Here is a 20,013-nt window from a genome sequence, read left to right on the forward strand (position 1 = left end):
CAGCCCCTATTAGGGGCAGCCAATACGGGGGGTAGTGCTTCCAGGCCCTTTCGCGATCTTTGTGACTAAGCCTTAGAAGTACGGCATTCCCGCCTCACTCATTCCTGTTCTAGCTGACCTGTTTCGATAGTAGTCAACGACTAGATTGGCTGTCACAAGGTAGCGTTCAAAAAACACTCTTAGATTAGTATTACAAATAATTCGCACACACAGTAGTCAGTTAATTGATACAATTCGTCAGATAAATATCCATCTGAATCGAAAAGCACCAATTAAATGTCAAAAACTGACGAAATATCTCAGATAGAGGACGATTTCGCCACTTTAGCGGCGTTGGCGGTTGGGCCGACTCCAGAGAGCGTCCGGCTGATGCTGGCAAAGCTGGTTCGCCGTTATCGCATCACCCATCCAGCCCTCGCTGGCCGTCTGGGCGATGCCCTGCGCACTAGTCAGACTCGCACGGCAGGTCATGCTGTGCTTCGCAAGGCATCCACTTCGCTAATGGGTAATGAGGATCAACTGCCGGTCGACGCCGACTCCCGTAATTCCCTCATTCGAATCTTCGATGATTTGGGCGGCCTGGATGCGCCTTTGCTGACGCCCGAGCTTCAGCAGGGTATCGATGCCATCGTCCGCGAACGGAAGAACCGCAAGCGTCTGGAATCACATGGCATTCCGCCGACCCGATCCGCCATCCTTGTTGGACCTCCTGGTGTGGGAAAAACATTGTCTGCACGCTGGATCGCGTTCCAGCTGGGCAAGCCGTTGTGGGTACTTGATCTCACTACTGTGATGAGCAGCTTGCTGGGAAAGACCGGCAGCAATTTGCGTGCTGTGTTCGATCACGCAAAAGCCAATGAAGCAATTTTGCTTTTAGACGAGGTTGATGCAATCGCTAAGAGGCGCAGCGACGAAGCTGACGTAGGTGAACTCAAGCGACTCGTTACAGCAATTTTGCAAGAAGTTGATGCTTGGCCCGCAACCGGTCTCCTGCTGGCAGCAACAAATCACCCTGAATTGGTTGATCCTGCACTCTGGCGACGCTTCGACCATACCTTCCGTTTTGACACACCTGTTCCGGAGTTAACCGAGGCGGCGATTCGCCGATTCTTTAGAGGTTCGCAGGAGGCGTTCGAAGAAGTCATTCCGCTTCTGTCTCTGGCATTGGAGGGGGTGTCACTGTCAGACGTGGAAAAGGTGGTTGCTTCCTTGCGTCGCCGAGCGCTCCTGGAGAACACAGATCCGGTGGACCTGGCAATGCCGCTGGCAACCGAGTTTGCTCACAAACTGGACAAAAAACAGAGGCTAGTCCTTGCCCTCCGGTTAGCAAAATCACTTCTGCCTCATGAAACGATTCGTGCGCTTACAGGTGTGTCTCGTGACACTATTCGAAAGTACGCTGGCCCGTCTCCAGTACGTGGCCGGCCGCGAAAGGAGAAATGAATGGCAACTCGATTCATCATAGGCCGCGGCGAACTACTGACCTTCGATATTCCACCGCCACTCATGAAGGCCGACAAGGCGCGGCCCTATTCGCTCGAGGATGCGCGATCGCATCTCATGCCGCAAATATTGGAAACAGTCGGGGAGGTTATTCAACTGCCCGATGCGGCATGCCCCGCAGGCTACGCCGTGGCAAAGGTGGACTTGCATCCCACATTCATTGCAAAGAGCTTTTTCCCTCGCGCATTCTTGCGTCAAGCCGGGTTGGTCTCAGTTGGCAGTAAGACGGTGATGACAACGCCGCGCGTGGATCTGCGAAAGACTGCTACCAAGCAATCCGAATCCACGCAGCTTTTCGTAGCGGGCAGACGCGATAGCTTTTCGAGGTTACCAGGAGTCATTGCGGATCTTGCCGAACTCTCGCCACAGGCTTTGCAATTCGCTGAGATTGAGGAATTTTCTTCTGTGCGGCCTACTGACCGGATGCGCACCGGGGTCGCCGACGCAGCAGAGGATGTTTTCGAAGTTGGGTTGCATGTTTTGCCTGATGAAGGCGTGGCATTCACCCAGCAAGCCTTTGTTGAATATGCTCGGGCCTGCGAGTTTCATGTCCACACAGATCTGGCCATTCCGGTGGGCGGCATGCTGTTCGTACCAGTGCGAGGTGAAAAGTCCCGTCTGGCTCAGCTTGCTCTTTTCACCATGATGCGAGTGGTTCGCCCAATGCCACCGTTGCGCAACTTCCGGCCCCTTCTACGTGCCACGTCACTGGCCATCCCTTTCGCTCTTCCCAAGGTAGAACCATTGTCGGACGAGCCATCCGTAGCAGTGTTGGATGGGGGGTTGCCCAACGATCATGTGCTCGACCGATATGTAGGTCAATATGTCAAGTCTGATCCGTCTGCGTCAGACGTCCCCGACTTCCTAGATCACGGACTGGGTGTGACGTCGGCGCTACTGTTCGGAGCAATCGAACCGGGACAGGAGGCGGAGCGTCCTTTTTCTTATGTGGACCATATCCGCATCCTCGATGAAAAAACGGGGCAAGAGGATCATCTCGAGCTTTTTCGCACGCTCGGACATATCGAAGAAGTACTACTGACACGGCAGTACCAGTTCCTTAACCTGAGTCTCGGTCCAGAGCTGCCAATGGAAGATAACGACGTTCATGCATGGACGGCGCTCATCGATGATCTTTTGTCCGATGGAGATACGCTCCTTACTGTGGCCGCGGGGAACAACGGCAAAGAAAGCGCGTTAGGCGGTCTCAATCGAGTGCAGGTGCCTGCGGACAGCGTCAACGCCCTGTCGGTAGGCGCTTGCACGCGCACTGATAACAATTGGGCCCGGGCGGACTATAGCGCCGTAGGGCCCGGCCGCAGTCCCGGCAGGCGCAAGCCCGATGTGGTTGCTTTTGGAGGCAGTCCCAAGGAATATTTCCATGTGGCGGCGCCTGGCAAAAAGGCGACGCTGGCGGCGACGATGGGAACAAGTTTCGCGTCGCCGCTGACGCTGCGTTCGGGCGTTGGTGTGCGTGCTTATCTTGGCGAAGCGATCAACCCTCTTACGATCAAGGGGCTGCTGGTCCATGCTGCGCACGTGCACGGTACCGAATCGCCTGAAGCTGTAGGCTGGGGGCGGATCCCTACGGATATTGGCACCATGATTGTCTGCGGGGATGGCGTGGCGCGCATTATTTATCAGGGCCGGCTAAAACCTGGAAAGTACCTGCGCGCACGCGTTCCCCTGCCCAAGACACCATTGCAAGGCATGGTGACACTGACGGCTACATTCTGCTATGCAAGCCCTGTGGATGTGGAAGATGCTGCAGCTTACACAAAGGCGGGATTGGATATAACGTTTCGGCCGCATACGGGAAAAGCAGCGGGTAAACAGACCAAGTCGCGGTCTTTTTTTTCGAAGAAGGAATTTCGCACAGAGCAGGAACAGCGCGCCGACCTCGGAAAGTGGGAGACCGTCTTGCACGCGAGCGAAAAAATGCGAGGTAGCAGTCTGCATGAGGCCACCTTCGACATCCATTACAACGCACGCGACGGCGGTGCAGTAGCCAGCTCCGGAACCGACCTAATACCGTATGCGCTCATACTGACTGTAGAAGCACCACGCCATCCCGAGATATATTCGGAAATCTTGCGAGCGCACACGGTGCTTAAGGCTGTCGAACCGAGGATCGCTCTGCCAGTTCGGATCAATTCGTAAAGGAGAAAAACATGGGAAAAGCGAAACCTGTGCAACTTCCTAATGGTCGCTTCTGGGAAAAGAAAGGCGATGCGCATCAGCATTTCAAGGACATGCTTGCGCGGTATCCAGTGGGTGAGCGCGTCATGGATGCCCAAGACGAGTCCGATTTGACAGCTCTTCTGCAGGTATATGACAGTGCTGTGCCATCCGGAGCTCCCACAAAGTGTGGCACCGGTGTCGCGTTCTTCTCCAAACAGACCAATCGGGGAGACGGATACTCCACAGATGGGTTTCATGTACACCGCAAGGACGGCACGCAGATCGACTTCAGCTATCCGGATGCACTGACGGTAGCCGCCAATTTGCCGTAGCGGGTCTTCTGGTGGACCTTTAGCCTCTACCTCTTATGGCGCTAACAGATTTCTACGACCTTCGCCAGATTCGCGGAAAGCGCGTATATATCGTTGACGACCACCACAAAGCGCTGGCCGCTTGGGCGGTAGAGCGGCGCGCTTTGGAGCGCCCGCCGACGCTCATCACCGTCGACCACCATATGGACACGGACGATTCCTTCCGAAAGTATGCTTTTCTGAAAACGGAGGGTGCGGGAGAGGACGAGGAGATCGAAGCTATTCGCGCTGAGCAGCTCGCAAAGCTGAATCGGCAGGATGACGCGTCTCTGGCCGCTGCGATTGACATCCTCGCGCACGACGAGCATATCCAAGCGGCGGTGGCGTGCGGCATCCTTGTCCGATCGTTTTCGATCCAGCTTAGTGATGGAGGAGGTTCGGATCTTGGCGAAACACGGCGAGACGGTCTATACGTCATTTCGCATAGGTGCGCGATTGGCTGTGAAAAGCGGACCTATGACGAAGAGTGCGCGCGTCACCACTCGGACCAGATCATCGAGAGCACGTACCTTGAAGATCAGCTCGTCCGCGCAAACGCGCTTGCGGCATCAATTGGTTTGCCCACTGTAGAGACACAGCCATATATCCTAGATATCGATCTCGACTGCTTTCATTCTTGGAGTGCAACGCAGCCGCGCGACGACTCGACGCTTCGGCGACTGATGGCTGGCGCCTTGGCTATTACCATTGCGACCGAGCCAAAGTGCGTTGAAGAACTTTGGCTCGATGACAAATGTGCCCCTGACCATGCTTCGATACTCTCTCGATTGCTGGCAAGGATTTAGGCTTTGGTCGTGACTCACTAAGTCTTACCCCATACTCTTGCGTAGCTAGCTTTTACGTCTGAAATCGCCGGGCGTCATCCCCGCCCAAATTTGAAACGCCCGAATAAAACTCTTCTCATTCCGAAACCCCGAAGCCTCAGCCACCTGCTTGATAGGCTTTGAGGTTCTCAGCAGCAACTCCTTCGCCTTCTCAAACCGCACCTCATCCTTGAGCTGTTGCAGCGAAGCGCCTTCTTCCTGAATTTGGCGGTGCAATGAGCGCGCCGACATATTCAGTGCAGCAGCCAAAGTCTCCGCATTGTGTGAGGCCACCGCAGGGTTCGCCAGCGCTTGGCGCACCTGCTCTACCAGCAACCTGTCGCGCCGGTACTGCAATACCGTTAGCGGCAAGGCTCGCTGCAGCATCTGCTGCAAGGCTTTTTCATCGCGGCGCAGCGGCAAGGCCAGGTAGCGCGCATCAAAGCGGATCTCGGCCTGTGCGGCATTGAATTGCAGCGGCCCGGGGAACATCAGCCCATAGGCTTCCACATGCGGCGGCGTAGCAAACGGAAATCTTGCGCCTTGCAACGGGATGCGCGAGTCCACGTACCAGCAGGCCAGGCCGTGGATGTTGCGCAGTACGTGGACCAGGCCAAACTCTCCGACCTTGCCCGGCTCTTTCTCTTCGACCGTGATGGCCGCTGTGTCGCCGGAGGTGACGACGCGCAGGGTGATGTCGTCGGCAATCAACGCGTGGTGGCGGCACCAGCGTTTGAGGGCCACGCCCAGGTTGGGCGAGCTGATCGATGCGCGGGCGAGCATGCCGTAGCTGCCCCAGGGCAGTTTGCGGCTGAAGGCGCCCAGGCCTTCGTCGCCCAGTTCCTGCATGGCGGCGCCTGAGAGCAGCTCCATCTGGCGGGCGGTGATGTGGGCGTTGGCTTGTTTGAGTTGCGCTGGCGTGATCTGTGCCAGTTTCAGGGCTTCTGTGGGGCTTTGGCTGTGGCGCTTGTAGGCAGCTGCAATGCTTCTAGCAAAGGCCATGGGCGTGGCGGCTTTGGGTGGGCTGGTGGGCTTTGCGGTGGCTTTCGTTGGCATGGTGGCAATTTTCCGCCTCGGTGGCAGGATTTGCAACCTCATTGGCTGTGTCGATGGGGCGGGTTTTCGCTAAGCTGGCTGTTTAGCGCTAAGGTAGGGCACATGCACCCCACGGCCCGGTGCAAGCCGGCCCGATTTCAGCGCCCCTCATTCGTATTTCAGGAACCGCCATGCCCGCTCTGGAGACAAAACTCAACGCCCGTTCCGCCGACTTTCAGGCCAATGCCGCCGCCATGCAGGCGCAGGTAGACGACCTGAACGCGCAAATCGCCAAGGCCGCCCTGGGTGGCGGCGAGGCCACGCGGGCGCGGCATGTGTCGCGGGGCAAGCTGCTGCCGCGTGACCGCGTGCAGATGCTGCTGGACCCGGGCACGCCTTTCCTCGAGCTCGGCCCTCTGGCCGCCAAAGACATGTACCCCGACAGGGACGGCACCGACAGCGCGCCCTGCGCCGGCGTCATCACCGGCATTGGCCGCGTCAATGGGGTGGACTGCATGATTGTGTGCAACGATGCCACGGTGAAGGGCGGCACCTACTACCCGATGACGGTGAAAAAGCATTTGCGCGCGCAGGAAGTGGCCATGCAAAACAACCTCACCTGCATCTACCTGGTCGACTCGGGTGGCGCCAATCTGCCCAATCAGGACGACGTGTTTCCTGACCGTGACCACTTTGGCCGCATCTTTTTTAACCAGGCCAACATGAGCGCGCAGGGCATTGCGCAGATCGCCGTGGTGATGGGCAGTTGCACGGCCGGCGGCGCCTATGTACCCGCCATGAGCGACGAAACCATCATCGTCAAGAACCAGGGCACCATCTTTCTGGGCGGCCCGCCGCTCGTGAAGGCGGCCATTGGCGAAATCGTTTCAGCTGAAGACCTGGGCGGCGGCGATGTGCACACGCGCCTGTCGGGCGTAGCCGACCACCTGGCGCAAAACGACGCGCATGCGCTGGCCCTGGCCCGCCAGGCTGTTGCCAGCCTGAACAAAACCAAGCGTTTCGACCAGGCCCTGCGAACGCCGGTGCCGCCGCTCTACAGCCCGAAGGAGCTGCACGGCGTCATCCCGGTTGATACCAAGAAGCCGTATGACGTGCGTGAGGTGATTGCCCGCATCGTCGACGGCAGCGAGTTTCATGAATTCAAGGCGCGCTTCGGCCCCACGCTGGTCTGCGGCTTTGCGCACATTGAGGGCATGCCCGTGGGCATCGTCGCCAACAACGGCATCCTGTTCAGCGAATCGGCCCAGAAGGGCGCGCACTTCATCGAGCTGTGCTGCCAGCGCAAGGTGCCCTTGATCTTTTTGCAGAACATCACCGGCTTCATGGTCGGCCGCAAATACGAAGCCGAAGGCATTGCCCGCCACGGCGCCAAGATGGTGACGGCGGTGGCCACGGCCCAGGTGCCCAAGTTCACCGTGATCATCGGCGGCAGCTACGGCGCCGGCAACTACGGCATGTGCGGCCGGGCGTATTCGCCGCGCTTCTTGTGGATGTGGCCGAATGCGCGCATCTGCGTGATGGGCGGCGAGCAGGCCGCCGGCGTGCTGGCCACCGTCAAGCGCGACGCCATTGAAGCCAAGGGCGGCAGCTGGAGCGCTGAAGAAGAGGCCGCCTTCAAGCAGCCGGTGCTGGACCAGTTTGGCCACCAGTCGCATCCGTATTACTCCAGCGCGCGCGGTTGGGACGATGGGGTGATTGACCCGGCAGATACCCGGCGTGTGCTGGCGCTGGGCCTCTCGGCCACGCTCAATCAACCGATTCCTGACACGAAGTTCGGCGTCTTCCGTATGTAACCGCAGCAACCACAAAGCACGCCATGGACAACATCTACATCACCCCTGAGCACGAGCTGCTGCGCGACCAGATCGCCCGTTTCATTGCACGCGAAGTCGAGCCCTTTGCTGCTACCTGGGAAGAAGAAGGCTGCGTGCCACGCGAGGTGCTGCGCAAGATGGGTGATGCCGGCCTGCTGGGCCTGATGTATGAATCAGAGTTCGGCGGCGGCGAGGCCGATGCGCTGACCAACCTGGTGTTTGCCGAGGCCTTGTCGCAGTCGACCTTTGGCGGTTTCATCATCACGGTGCTGGTGCATACCGATATGGCCAGCCCGCATTTGTTCCATGCGGGCAATGCGGCGCAAAAGGCGAAGTACATGCCCGACGTGATTGCCGGCAAGACGATCACCGCCGTCGGCATCACCGAGCCCGGCGCGGGCTCCGACGTGGCCGGCATGCGCATGACCGCCAAACGCGAGGGTGATGAATGGGTGCTGAACGGCACCAAGATGTTCATCACCAACGGCGTCCACGCCAACCTCTACTTCGTCGCGGCCAAGACCGGCACGGCGCGGCACCAGGTGTCGATGTTTATCGTCGAGAAGGGCACGCCCGGTTTTACCGTGGGCCGTGCGCTCAAGAAAACCGGCTGGCTGTCTTCCGATACGGCTGAGCTGGTGTTTGACAACGTGCGCATCCCGGCCGGTAACCTCCTGGGCGAAGAGGGTAAGGGTTTCTATTCGGTCATGAAGAACTTCCAGACCGAACGCATCGCCCTGGCGGCCATGGCCGTCGGCCACTGCACGCAGGCGCTGCAGATGACGCTGGACTATGTGCGCCAGCGCCAGGCTTTCGGCGCCACGCTGTGGGACAAACAAACCATTCGCCAGCGCATCGCCATGCTGGACGCCAAGACCCGCGCGGCGCGGCAGTTTATGTACCACTGCGCCTGGTCCGTCACGCAGGGCCGCGACATCGTGCAAGAGGTGTCCATGCTCAAGGCGCTGACGGGCGAGCTCGTCAACGAAGTGCTGCAGACCTGCCAGCAGTTTCACGGCGGCATGGGCTTTATCCGCGAAACGGCGATTGAGCGCCTGTGGCGCGACGCCCGTGTGCTGGGCATAGGCGGCGGCGCGACGGAAGTCATGCTGGAAGAAGTGGCCAAACGTTATTAATGAAATACTGAACATGAATCACTTGACCATCCAAGTCGAGGCGCTGGTCGCCACCGTCACGTTGAACCGCCCCGACGTGCGCAATGCCTTTAACCAGGAGGTGATCGCCGAAATGACGCAGGCCTTTGTGGAGTTGAGCTTGCGCGATGACGTTCGCTGCATCGTGCTCGCGGCCAACGGCCCGGCCTTCTGTGCGGGTGCAGACCTGAACTGGATGCGTAGCATGGCCGACTACACCTATGAGCAAAACCAGGAAGACGCGGGCCGCCTGGCGACCATGATCCAGGCGGTTTACGAATGCCCCCTGCCTGTCATTGCCCGCATACAGGGCGATGTCTACGCGGGCGGCACCGGCCTGGTGGCGGCGTGCGACATGGCCGTGTCGGTCGATACGGCCGGCTACTGCCTCAGTGAAGTCAAGCTGGGCCTGATTCCGGCCACCATCAGCCCGTATGTGATTCGAGCCATGGGCGCGCGGGCTGCGCATCGCTACTTCCTCACGGCCGAGCGGTTTGACGCGGCCGAGGCTTTGCGCATTGGTTTTGTGCACGAGGTGGTGACGGCCGACGCGCTGGACGCAAAGGTGGCCGAGCTGGTGAAAGCCGTCGTCAATGCCGGCCCCGAAGCCGTGAAGCTGTGCAAAAAGCTGGTGCAGGACGTGGCCGGCCAGGCCATCACACCCGAACTCACGCAGATGACGGTGCAAAGCATTGCCGACGTGCGCGTGAGCCCGGAAGGCCGCGAAGGCGTTCAATCCTTCCTGCAAAAGCGCAAGCCTTCGTGGTTGCCAGCCAAACCTGCATGACGTCATGAACACCCTGGACACCGCACAACTCGTTGCCCTGGCCGGCGCGCTGGGCTGGGCAAGCGGCGTGCGCCTGTACCTCGTTGTAATGCTCACCGGCCTGGCGGGGTTTATGGGCTGGGTCGATCTGCCTGCGGGTTTGCAGCTGCTGTCGAATCCGGTGGTGCTGGGTGTTAGCGGCTTTCTGGTGTTCATTGAATTTTTTGCCGACAAGATTCCGGGTCTGGATTCGTTGTGGGATGTGGTGCATGGTGTCATCCGAGTTCCGGCAGGCGCTGCTCTGGCGGCCGCGGTATTCGGCGCCGACAACGGCTTGGGCGCGCTGGTGGCGGCCCTGCTGGGCGGCACGCTGGCCGCCACCAGCTTTGCGGCCAAGGCCACCAGCCGCGCGGCCATCAACACCTCGCCCGAGCCCTTCAGCAATATCGGTGCCTCGCTGCTCGAAGACGGCCTGGTGCCGCTGGGCCTGTGGCTGGCGATTGCACACCCGCTGATTTTTGTCGTGGTGCTGGCCATTGTGTTGGCGCTCAGCGTCTGGCTGATACGGGTTTGCTGGCGCTTCCTGCGTCAACTGTTTATCCGCGTGGCCCGTATCTTTAGCGGCAGACCTGATCCTGGTACCGCTTCCGCTTTCACCTTGAAGTCTCCATTCTCAAAGAACGACCATGTTTAAAAAAATTCTCATTGCCAACCGTGGAGAGATCGCTTGCCGGGTTGCCGCTACTGCCAGGCGCATGGCCATTCAATCCGTCGCGGTGTATTCCGACGCGGATGCAGGCGCCAAGCATGTCGGCTTCTGCGACGAGGCCATCCACATTGGCGGCAGCGCACCCAAGGACAGCTATCTGCGCTGGGAACGCATCATTGAAGCCGCCAAAGCCACGGGCGCTGAAGCGATTCACCCCGGCTATGGTTTCCTCAGCGAGAACGAAGAATTTGCACAGGCTTGCGCCGATGCCGGACTGGTTTTTATCGGCCCGCCGGCCTCCGCCATCAAGGCCATGGGCTTGAAGGCCGAGTCCAAACAGCTGATGGAAAAAGCCGGCGTGCCGCTGGTGCCGGGCTACCACGGCAGTGACCAGGACCCGGCCCTGCTCAAGCGCGAGGCCGATCGCATCGGCTACCCGGTGCTGATCAAAGCCAGCGCGGGCGGCGGCGGCAAGGGCATGCGTGCGGTCGACAAGACCGAAGACTTTGAAGCTGCGCTCGCATCGTGCAAACGGGAAGCCATCAACAGCTTTGGCGACGATGCGGTGTTGGTGGAAAAGTATGCCCAGCGCCCGCGCCACATCGAGATCCAGGTGTTTGGCGATACCCACGGCAATTACGTCTACCTGTTTGAGCGCGACTGCTCGGTGCAACGCCGCCACCAGAAGGTGCTGGAAGAAGCGCCGGCCCCCGGCATGACGGAAGCCATGCGCAAGCAGATGGGCGAGGCGGCCGTGGCCGCAGCGCGTGCCGTGAATTACGTCGGTGCTGGCACTGTCGAGTTCATCGTAGAGCAGCGTGCAGATGGTTCGATGAATTTCTTCTTTATGGAGATGAACACCCGCCTGCAGGTCGAGCACCCAGTGACCGAAGCGATCACCGGCCTGGACCTGGTCGAATGGCAACTTCGCGTGGCCTCGGGCGAAAAACTGCCGATGGCGCAAGACCAGCTGCGCATCAACGGCCACGCCATTGAAGCGCGCATCTGCGCCGAAACGCCCGACAACAACTTCCTGCCAGCCACCGGATCGCTGAATGTCTACAGGAAACCGGTGCACACCGCCTTCGAGCGTGGTCAGGTGCGTGTGGATGACGGCGTGCGTGAAGGCGATGCCATTTCGCCGTACTACGATTCCATGGTGGCCAAGCTCATCGTCCACGGCGCCACGCGCGAGGAAGCGTTGGCCCGGCTGGACGACGCGCTGGCGCAAACCCGCATCGTGGGCCTGAGCACCAATGTGCAGTTCCTGCGTTATGTGGTGCGCAGCCCGTCGTTTGCCAATGCCAACCTCGACACCGCGCTGATCCAGCGCGAAGAAGCCGTGCTCTTCAAACAAGAGCCCGTGGGCCTGGCGATGGCGGCTGCTGCGGCCGTGGCCAAGGCGCTGCTGGATGAGCGTGCGGCTGAGGGAACTGACCCTTTCAGCCGGCGCGATGGCTGGCGCTCACACGGCACGATGCAGCGGCGCTTTGAATTTGAGTTTCATGGCGAGCCCGCCAAGGCCACGCTGACGTATTTGCATGACGGCGCTTTGCAACTGGCGATCGGCGAAGCATCGGGCCCGCTGGTATTCACCGAAACCGCGCAAGGCATTGACGTGCAGTTTGCCGGCCAGCGCATCACCGCGGCGGTGTATGCACAAGGCGAGCTCGACCATATATTTGCCGCCAAAGGCGCGACGCAAATCCTTTCCATTGACCTGCTGGCCCATGCGGGCGAGGCGCATGCCGAGGGCGGCCGCCTCACGGCGCCCATGCCCGGCAAGGTGGTGTCGTTTACCGTCAAGGCCGGTGACAAGGTGAGCAAAGGCCAGCCCTTGGCGGTGATGGAAGCGATGAAAATGGAGCACACGATTGCAGCGCCGGCCGACGGTGTGGTGCAGGAACTGTTGTATGCGCCGGGCGACCAGGTGAGCGAAGGCGCGGAATTGTTGAAAATAGCCGTTTGACGGTGTTTTGACGCCAAACGTAATTTCAGCGGGATTTTTCATGCGCATCAGTTTTTGCTGCTCCGACACCAAACCCCAACCTTGGGTAGACGGCCTCAAGGCCGCGTTCCCCGACGCACAAGTGAGTCTTTGGTCCGCCGGCGATGAACCCGCCGACTACGCCGTGGTCTGGATGCCGCCCCAGCAGTTTTTTGACGAACAGCCGCAAATCAAAGGCATCTTCAATATTGGCGCAGGCGTCGATGCATTGATGAAGCTGCGGCTTCCGGCCGGTGTGCCGGTGGTGCGTCTGGACGATGCCGGCATGTCGGCGCAAATGGCCGAATATGTGTGCCACGCGGTGATTCGCCACTTTCGCGAATTCGACAACTATGAGGCCGATATCGCCGCCGGAAAATGGTCCTACCGCAAGCCCCGGCTGCGCGCCGACTTTCCCATCGGCGTGATGGGCCTGGGTGTGTTGGGTGAACGCGTCAGCCGCGCGCTTGCGCAGTTTGATTTTCCGGTCAATGGCTGGAGCCGTTCGCCCAAGACGATTGAAGGCGTAAAGGGCTTTTCAGGCGAGGCGGGCGGGCAGGGCTTCCAGGATTTCCTGGCGGCCAGCCGCATCCTGGTGTGCCTGCTGCCCCTGACGCCAGACACACAGAACATCATGAATCACGACACCCTGTCGCGCTTGCAGCCTGGTGGCTACGTGATCAACGTGGCGCGCGGCAGCCATCTGGTCGAGGGCGACCTGATCACGCTGATCGACAACGGGCACCTGGCCGGCGCGACGCTGGACGTGTTCCGCACCGAGCCGCTGCCGGCCGACCATGTTTTCTGGAAGCACCCCAGGATCACCATCACACCGCATACCTCGGCCCGCACGCTGCGCGAGGAAAGCATTGCCCAGATTGCAAAGAAGATACGCAGCCTGGCCAATGGCGCGCCGATTTCCACCCTCGCCGGTGTGGTTGACCCGAAAAAGGGATACTGAAGAATGTGGCCCCCACGGTCGCTCACTGCGTGTAGCTTCCTGCCCCCCGAGGGGTCTGCCCGCCTGCGGCCTGGCAAAGCCAGTTCCGCGGCTCATGCTGGCCTGGAAACCGGTGCCCGCATGTGACTACTTGAAAGAGCTCTATGAAACTACCTTCCAAAGTCAAGCTTGTCGATGTCGGGCCCCGCGACGGGCTGCAGAACGAAAAAGCCGAGGTGCCGGCGGCCGTGAAGATTGAGCTGGTGCACCGCCTGCAGGATGCGGGCCTGACCGAAATTGAAGTCACCAGCTATGTGTCGCCCAAGTGGGTGCCGCAGATGGCCGACAACGCGGAAGTGATGGCGGGCATCAAACGCAAGCCGGGTGTGCGCTACTCGGTGCTGACGCCCAACATGAAGGGCTTTGAAGCCGCGATTGCTCCGCCGCGCGAGCTATGGCCTGACGAGATCGTGGTGTTCGGTGCGGCCAGCGAGGCCTTCAGCCAGAAGAACATCAACTGCTCGATTGCCGAGAGCATTGAGCGCTTTCGACCCGTGGTTGAGGCCGCGCGCGAAAAAGGCATTTTTGTGCGGGGCGCCATGTCTTGCACGGTGGGTTGCCCTTATGAAGGCGAGATCGCGCCGGAGCGCGTCGACATGCTGGCCGGCCTGATGAAGGGCATAGGCGTGCAGCATGTGGGTGTGGCCGACACCATAGGCGTGGGTACGCCGCTCAAGGTGCAGCGCGCGATGGACGCGACGCTCAAGCATTTTGACCTCGACGATGTGTCGGGGCATTTCCATGACACCTATGGCCAGGCCTTGAGCAATACGCTCACCTCGCTGCAAATGGGTGTCTGGCAATACGACACCTCGTCGGCAGGCCTGGGCGGTTGCCCCTTTGCCAAAGGCGCCACCGGCAATGTGGCGACTGAAGACGTGGTCTACCTGCTCCACGGCATGGGCATTGAGACCGGCATTGACCTGGAGAAGCTGATCGATGCCGGAAAATTCATCAGCGACTTCCTGGGCCGCAAGCCGAATTCACGCGCTGCGACAGCGCTTCTCAATAAACGAATGAATTGACATGTGCGGTGCCGAACTGAAAACGCTGCCTGAGGGCGTGCAGAGGGTTGTCGCTGTGCTCCAGGAAAGCGGCCATCCGCACATGCCCGTGATGCTCGACGACGCGGCCCGCACTGCGCAACAAGCGGCCGACGCATTGGGCGTGCGCCTGGGCCAGATCGCCAAGAGCATCATCTTTCGCCGCAAGTCGGATGAGGCGGCCATTCTGGTCGTCACATCTGGCGACAGGCGGGTGGATGAACGGAAAGTCGAAGCCCTGGTTTGTACTGACGGGAAGCGCGTCGGCCGGGCCGATGCCGAATTCGTAAAGGCCAAAACGGGCTTCTCCATCGGCGGTGTGTCGCCGCTGGCGCATGTCACCGAGGTCATCGTGCTGATGGACCTGAGCCTGATGCGCTTTGAAGAAGTGTGGGCTGCGGCAGGGCATCCGCATGCGGTGTTCAAGCTGATGCCGCAGGAGCTTGAGCTGCTGACCGGCGCACCGGTGGTCGATGTGGCGGTGGACATGGATGAGGAAAAAATCGCCCGCGAGCAGGCCATCGACATGGTGACTGAACGTGGCCGCACGGTGGAAGCCGAAGGTGACTTTGTGCCCTCGCCCTGCATTTCGGTGTGCCGCATCAATGCAGACTCGGGCCTGTGCGAAGGGTGCTTTCGCACACTGGGCGAGATCACGGCGTGGGCCCGTTCCGGCCCTGATGCGCAACGTGAGGTCTGGCGGACCATAGGCCAACGCATGGCGGCCATGCGCAACTAAACGAGACAGCGGGAGAGCCCATGAAGCAAATTACCTTCTACTTCGACGTCATCTCGCCTTATGCCTACCTCGCGTTCGAGCATCTGCCCGAAGCCCTCAAGGGCCTGAGCTATAGCGTCAGCTACCGGCCAGTGCTGTTTGCCGCCATGCTCAAACACCACGGCCAGCTGGGCCCGGCCGAGATCGCGCCCAAGCGCGACTGGACCTATCGGCAGGCGCTGTGGCATGCGCACAGCAAGGACATTGAAATGAAGATGCCGGCAAGCCACCCCTTCAACCCCTTGCCCCTGCTGCGCCTGGCCAGCGCCTGCGGCACACCGGCCGACCCGGCAAGCATCAACCGCTATGTTTGCGAGGCGATGCTTCGCCACGTTTGGCGGGGTGGTGCCGAAGCGGCCGACGAAGTGCGCCTTGCCGCGCTCACGGCGCAGCTCGCGCCGCAACAGCACCTGAGTGCCGATGAAGCGAAAGCGCAGCTCAAAAAGAATACCGACGAAGCGATTGCCCTGAACGTCTTCGGTGTGCCGGCGATGCATGTTGACGACAAAGTTTTCTGGGGTTTCGACGCGCTGCCCATGCTGCGTGAATACCTGTTGGGCAACGCATGGTTTGAAGGCGACAGCTGGAACAGCGTTACCCAGGTTGCGGTGGGCATCACGCGCAAGGCGTGATGCGCTTAAAGGCCTGACATACCCGTAAGCAAGTTCGTGGGCGTGTAAGCGGGTTTTTTTTCACGCCTAAGAAGGTTCTAAGCGTTTTCCCTGAGCGTATTCGCATGCTGAAAAGTTTCTCAAGGGTTTCCCCTTGAGTTGTCAGCCACGCATAAGTTTCACGCAAGCTCCTGTTATTTTCACGTCAGAGCTAGGTCAGGGATTCCAAAAATAATGAAGGTAGCTTCCATGCCGGAAGCCTCACTATTTTTGGAGACAACATCATGGCAACAGCCGTCGATAACAGACCGATGAGCCCCGAGCAGAAGAAGGTGATTTTCGCCTCCTCGCTCGGCACCGTATTTGAGTGGTATGACTTCTACCTTTACGGTTCACTCGCAGCCATCATCGCCAAGCAGTTCTTCAGCGGACTGGATGCCGGCTCCGCCTTCATTTTTGCGCTGCTCGCTTTTGCGGCCGGTTTCATCGTGCGTCCTTTCGGCGCGCTGGTGTTCGGCCGCCTCGGCGACATGATCGGCCGCAAGTACACCTTCCTGGTCACCATCGTGATCATGGGCTTGTCTACCTTCATCGTGGGCCTGCTGCCCAATTACGCCTCCATCGGCGTTGCTGCTCCGGTGATCCTGATTGCCCTGCGCATGCTGCAAGGCCTCGCGCTCGGCGGTGAATACGGTGGTGCTGCCGTGTATGTGGCCGAACACGCCCCTGCACACAAGCGCGGTGCTTACACCTCCTGGATCCAGACCACGGCAACGCTGGGTCTGTTCCTGTCCCTGCTGGTGATCCTGGGTGTGCGTACCGCCATGGGCGAAGCCGCTTTTGCCGACTGGGGCTGGCGCGTTCCGTTCCTGGTCTCCATCCTGCTGCTGGGCGTGTCGGTCTACATCCGTTTGTCGATGAACGAATCGCCTGCCTTCCAGAAAATGAAGGCTGAAGGCAAGACCTCCAAGGCTCCCTTGTCCGAATCTTTCGGCCAGTGGAAAAACCTGAAGATCGTGATCCTGGCCCTGATCGGCCTGACCGCCGGCCAGGCCGTCGTCTGGTACTCCGGCCAGTTCTACGCGCTGTTCTTCCTGACGCAAGCGCTCAAGGTTGACGGTCCTACCGCCAACATCCTGGTGGCTTACTCGCTGATCCTGGGCACGCCTTTCTTCGTGATCTTCGGTACGCTCTCCGACAAAATCGGCCGCAAGCCCATCATCATGGCCGGCTGCCTGCTGGCTGTGGTCACCTACTTCCCGGTGTTCACCGCGCTGACCAAAGCCGCCAACCCTGACCTTGCTGCTGCACAAGCCAAGAACAAAGTGGTCGTGACCGCTGACCCGAACGAGTGCTCGTTCCAGTTCAACCCGACCGGCACCGTCAAGTTCACCAGCTCGTGCGATATCGCCAAGCAGGTTCTGGCAGGCGCTTCGGTGAGCTATGAAAACGTTGCCGCACCCGCTGGCACCGTGGCCACCATCAAGATTGGTGAAACCGCCATTCCGAGCTACAGCGCCAAGGGCCTGAGCGCCGACGACGCCAAGAAGAAGGACGCCGAGTTCAAGAAGCTCGTTGCGGACGACTTGAAGGCAGCCGGCTATCCCTCCAAGGCTGACCCGGCCAAGGTCGACAAGGTCATGGTCACGCTCATCCTGTTCTACCTGGTGATCCTGGTGACCATGGTGTACGGCCCGATTGCTGCCATGCTGGTGGAACTGTTCCCGACCCGCATCCGCTACACGTCGATGAGCCTGCCGTACCACATCGGCAACGGCTGGTTCGGCGGCCTGCTGCCTACGACGGCGTTTGCCATCGTGGCGCAGACCGGCAATATGTACAACGGCCTCTGGTATCCGATCATCATCGCCGGCATGACGCTGGTGGTGGGAACCTTGTTCATCAAGGAAACGAAAGATGTGGATATCTACGCTGACGACTGATTGATCCCTGATGCCGGCGCGGGCCACTGGCCTTCGCCGGTTCCTTGAGGCTTTAACGCCTTGTGTACTTTGCGGGCCCTCGCCATCCTTTGCCGAGGGCCTGCTTTTTTTTTGGAGCAAAGAAAGATGTGGAAAATTGTTGTGGGTTTTTTGGTGATTGCCGGACTGGCCATATTCCTGTTGAACAAGGGCGGCGATATCGACATGGGCGGTGAAAAGCACGGCGCATTGCCAGCTGTTGCGCCCCTTGTTTCAGCCGCCGTTTTGACGGCCGCTCCCAGCGCCTGACGCGCAAAGCGTCCCCCGCGGGGGACCTTGATGAGACACGCTGGTATGTAGGTCATACCCCCAAGACAGCCCAAAAGAGGTGCATTGCCGCCAAAAATCGGGTAAATTGAATCCGAGGGGCGTTAAACAAAAATATTACAGTCTCTGAATAGTGTTTAGCACCACAGGTGGAAGCACCCCTGGCGTTTTTACTGGAGACATGCGGATGATCTATACCAAGACGGAGCAAGGCCAGGCTGCCTTGACTGACCGTTCCCTTTTGACCCCTAGGCAGCGATCGGCCTTCATCATGTTTGACGGCAAGCGCAGCATGGAAGAGGTTGTCAAGGCAACCACAGGGCTCGGCGTTACGGCGGAAGATATCAACCACCTCATCTCGCTGGGTCTGCTGGCACCTGCCGCCGTTCAGGCCCCCGTCGCCGCTGTGCCTGCCGCACCCGTTTCCGCACAAAATGCCGACGGATCGCCCACGCTGACTGCGCAGGAGCATTACTCACGGGCTTACCCCATCGCCACGCGGCTCACCGCCGGCCTGGGCCTGCGCGGCTTCCGGCTCAATCTTGCGGTGGAGGCTGCAGGCGACATCGACAAGCTCAAGGAGCTTGCGCCCAAAATCAAGGAAGCCGTGGGCCCCGAGAAGTTCAAGGAACTTGAGGCCGCCCTGTACTATTGAACACCCCTGCTGACGCTCACTGCGTGTAGCGTCCCCTCCCCTTGCAGGGAACAGGCGCCTTGCGCCCGGCAGAGCCGGATCGCGGCCCCTGCAAGGGGTGGAGGCGAAGCCTCCACGGGGGTGTGTTATCTCTTAAATTTGCCGTCCGTGCCGATGATGGACAGATCGGCGAAGTCCAGGCCGGTGTGGTCTTCCGGGCTGAAACTCACTTCGAGTCCGCCGATATCCAGCTTGCGTATGCTTTCCAGCGCCGCCTGGATTTTCTCGCGGGTCGGTTTCGCGCCGGCCCTTCGCAGGCCTTCCACCAGCACCTTGGCGGCCGCAAAACCTTCCAGCATGGCCGGGCTGACTTCGCTCACCCCTTTGGCCTTGGCCAGTTCCTGCGCCTCTTTCACCATCGGGTAGGAGATCGAGCGCTCGTAGGGGAAGACCTGGGTCACGATCACGCCGCGCGCGTTATCGCCCAGGCTTTTGACAAAGCCGCCCGACGCATTGTTGGACAGCGTGACGATTTGCGCCGTGGAGCCCGCAGCGCGAAAGGCCTTGACGCCGTCGACCACCGCCTGGCCGGAGGCCACCATGATGACGGCCTGTGCGTTGGACTGGAACACCTTGGGCGCAATCGCCGTGAAGTCGGGTTTGGCGCGGTCAAACTTCTCGAGCACGGCGGGCTGCAGTTTGGCGGTGGTGAGACCCTTCTGCGCGCCCGCGACGCCGTCAGCGCCGAAGCTGTCGTCGGCATACACGATGCCGACGCGCGTGATGCCCATCGAGTGCAGGTGTGTGACGGCTTTTTCGGCTTCGCGCTGGTAGGTGGCGCGCACATTGAAAACGTGCTTCTTGACGGGCTGGTGCAACACCATGGCACCGGTGGACGGGCCGACCAGCGCCACGCCATTTTTATCCAGCAACGGGATGATGGCTTCGGTGTGTGGGGTGCCGCGCGTCAGGAACAGCGCCAGCACGTTCTGCTCTTCAATCAGCTTGCGTGCGTTTTCCGCGGCGAGCTTGGGGTCGAACTTGTCGTCGACCGAGATCAGCTCAATCTTCTGCCCGCCCACGCCGCCCTTGGCGTTGACCGAATCGATGTAGAGCTTGGCGCCTTCCGTGGTTTCCTTGACGCCGGCGCCCACGGGGCCGGTGAAGCCCGCAGTCTGCCCGATCAGGATTTGCGCCTGGCTCATGTGGCTCACGGCCGCGAGGGCGATGGCCGCGCACAGATAGCTTATTTTTTTCACGGTCTCTCTCCTTGGTGAATCAATCCAGACGGCGCCAAGTTAAGCATGAAAGCGAAAAAACCGCGAGCAGGAAAACCAGAATCCGCCCTAATTGG

The 20,013-nt window shown here is 60.1% G+C and carries 18 protein-coding genes; 16 read left to right on the plus strand and 2 right to left on the minus strand.

Features of this window, described 5'->3' with window-relative positions:
* Positions 1 to 276 precede the first annotated feature (276 nt).
* From DT070_RS09285 to DT070_RS09300, 4 genes are read left to right on the plus strand one after another with little or no spacing between them, the layout of a single operon-like run.
* Positions 277 to 1,443, plus strand: coding sequence for an AAA family ATPase (locus DT070_RS09285; protein WP_122955128.1), 1,167 nt, complete (start codon positions 277 to 279; stop codon positions 1,441 to 1,443).
* Complete coding sequence (locus DT070_RS09290; RefSeq protein WP_122955129.1) at positions 1,444 to 3,663, plus strand: S8 family peptidase; 2,220 nt, start codon at positions 1,444 to 1,446, stop codon at positions 3,661 to 3,663. It abuts the gene before it with no gap.
* An 11-nt stretch (positions 3,664 to 3,674) separates the two neighbouring features.
* The gene (locus tag DT070_RS09295) at positions 3,675 to 4,016 is read left to right on the plus strand and encodes a DUF3223 domain-containing protein (RefSeq protein ID WP_122955130.1); all 342 of its coding nucleotides are present in this window, start codon (positions 3,675 to 3,677) and stop codon (positions 4,014 to 4,016) included.
* A gap of 35 nt (positions 4,017 to 4,051) precedes the next feature.
* Entirely contained in the window at positions 4,052 to 4,840 is a 789-nt protein-coding gene (locus DT070_RS09300; RefSeq protein WP_122955131.1) for a UPF0489 family protein, read from the plus strand.
* 45 nt (positions 4,841 to 4,885) lie between these two features.
* Here the strand turns inward: DT070_RS09300 and DT070_RS09305 are convergent, their stop codons facing one another.
* Entirely contained in the window at positions 4,886 to 5,914 is a 1,029-nt protein-coding gene (locus DT070_RS09305; RefSeq protein ID WP_122957338.1) for an AraC family transcriptional regulator, read from the minus strand.
* Between the two features lie 170 nt (positions 5,915 to 6,084).
* Between DT070_RS09305 and DT070_RS09310 the strand changes: the two genes are divergently transcribed.
* From DT070_RS09310 to DT070_RS09360, 12 genes are all read left to right on the plus strand, one after another.
* Positions 6,085 to 7,707: a carboxyl transferase domain-containing protein gene (locus DT070_RS09310; protein WP_122955132.1), complete on the plus strand. Its 1,623-nt coding sequence runs from the start codon at positions 6,085 to 6,087 to the stop codon at positions 7,705 to 7,707.
* A 23-nt stretch (positions 7,708 to 7,730) separates the two neighbouring features.
* A complete protein-coding gene (locus DT070_RS09315) occupies positions 7,731 to 8,864 on the plus strand; it encodes an acyl-CoA dehydrogenase family protein (protein WP_122955133.1) in 1,134 nt (377 codons plus the stop codon).
* A gap of 13 nt (positions 8,865 to 8,877) precedes the next feature.
* The gene (locus DT070_RS09320) at positions 8,878 to 9,669 is read left to right on the plus strand and encodes an enoyl-CoA hydratase/isomerase family protein (RefSeq protein ID WP_122955134.1); all 792 of its coding nucleotides are present in this window, start codon (positions 8,878 to 8,880) and stop codon (positions 9,667 to 9,669) included.
* 4 nt (positions 9,670 to 9,673) lie between these two features.
* Positions 9,674 to 10,342: a DUF4126 domain-containing protein gene (locus DT070_RS09325; RefSeq protein WP_122955135.1), complete on the plus strand. Its 669-nt coding sequence runs from the start codon at positions 9,674 to 9,676 to the stop codon at positions 10,340 to 10,342.
* Positions 10,335 to 12,326: an acetyl/propionyl/methylcrotonyl-CoA carboxylase subunit alpha gene (locus tag DT070_RS09330; RefSeq protein WP_122955136.1), complete on the plus strand. Its 1,992-nt coding sequence runs from the start codon at positions 10,335 to 10,337 to the stop codon at positions 12,324 to 12,326. Before DT070_RS09325 ends, DT070_RS09330 begins: the two co-directional genes overlap by 8 nt.
* Before the next feature lie 40 nt (positions 12,327 to 12,366).
* The gene (locus DT070_RS09335; RefSeq protein ID WP_122955137.1) at positions 12,367 to 13,305 is read left to right on the plus strand and encodes a glyoxylate/hydroxypyruvate reductase A; all 939 of its coding nucleotides are present in this window, start codon (positions 12,367 to 12,369) and stop codon (positions 13,303 to 13,305) included.
* A gap of 143 nt (positions 13,306 to 13,448) precedes the next feature.
* The gene (locus DT070_RS09340) at positions 13,449 to 14,369 is read left to right on the plus strand and encodes a hydroxymethylglutaryl-CoA lyase (RefSeq protein WP_122955138.1); all 921 of its coding nucleotides are present in this window, start codon (positions 13,449 to 13,451) and stop codon (positions 14,367 to 14,369) included.
* A gap of 1 nt (position 14,370) precedes the next feature.
* The gene (locus DT070_RS09345) at positions 14,371 to 15,126 is read left to right on the plus strand and encodes a YbaK/EbsC family protein (RefSeq protein ID WP_122955139.1); all 756 of its coding nucleotides are present in this window, start codon (positions 14,371 to 14,373) and stop codon (positions 15,124 to 15,126) included.
* Positions 15,127 to 15,146: 20 nt separating this feature from the next.
* Positions 15,147 to 15,797: a 2-hydroxychromene-2-carboxylate isomerase gene (locus tag DT070_RS09350; protein WP_122955140.1), complete on the plus strand. Its 651-nt coding sequence runs from the start codon at positions 15,147 to 15,149 to the stop codon at positions 15,795 to 15,797.
* Positions 15,798 to 16,060: 263 nt separating this feature from the next.
* Positions 16,061 to 17,719 carry an MFS transporter gene (locus DT070_RS09355; RefSeq protein WP_122955141.1) on the plus strand — a complete coding sequence of 553 codons (1,659 nt, stop codon included), beginning with the start codon at positions 16,061 to 16,063 and terminating at the stop codon, positions 17,717 to 17,719.
* A gap of 111 nt (positions 17,720 to 17,830) precedes the next feature.
* Positions 17,831 to 18,007 carry a hypothetical protein gene (locus DT070_RS21290; RefSeq protein ID WP_153976245.1) on the plus strand — a complete coding sequence of 59 codons (177 nt, stop codon included), beginning with the start codon at positions 17,831 to 17,833 and terminating at the stop codon, positions 18,005 to 18,007.
* 205 nt (positions 18,008 to 18,212) lie between these two features.
* A complete protein-coding gene (locus DT070_RS09360; protein ID WP_122955142.1) occupies positions 18,213 to 18,680 on the plus strand; it encodes a hypothetical protein in 468 nt (155 codons plus the stop codon).
* A gap of 125 nt (positions 18,681 to 18,805) precedes the next feature.
* On the opposite strand, the gene DT070_RS09365 is transcribed toward DT070_RS09360, so the two are convergent.
* Positions 18,806 to 19,864: an ABC transporter substrate-binding protein gene (locus tag DT070_RS09365; RefSeq protein WP_122957339.1), complete on the minus strand. Its 1,059-nt coding sequence runs from the start codon at positions 19,862 to 19,864 to the stop codon at positions 18,806 to 18,808.
* Positions 19,865 to 20,013: the final 149 nt, after the last annotated feature.

The organism is Polaromonas sp. SP1 (assembly GCF_003711205.1).
Classification (GTDB): Bacteria; Pseudomonadota; Gammaproteobacteria; order Burkholderiales; family Burkholderiaceae_C; genus Polaromonas.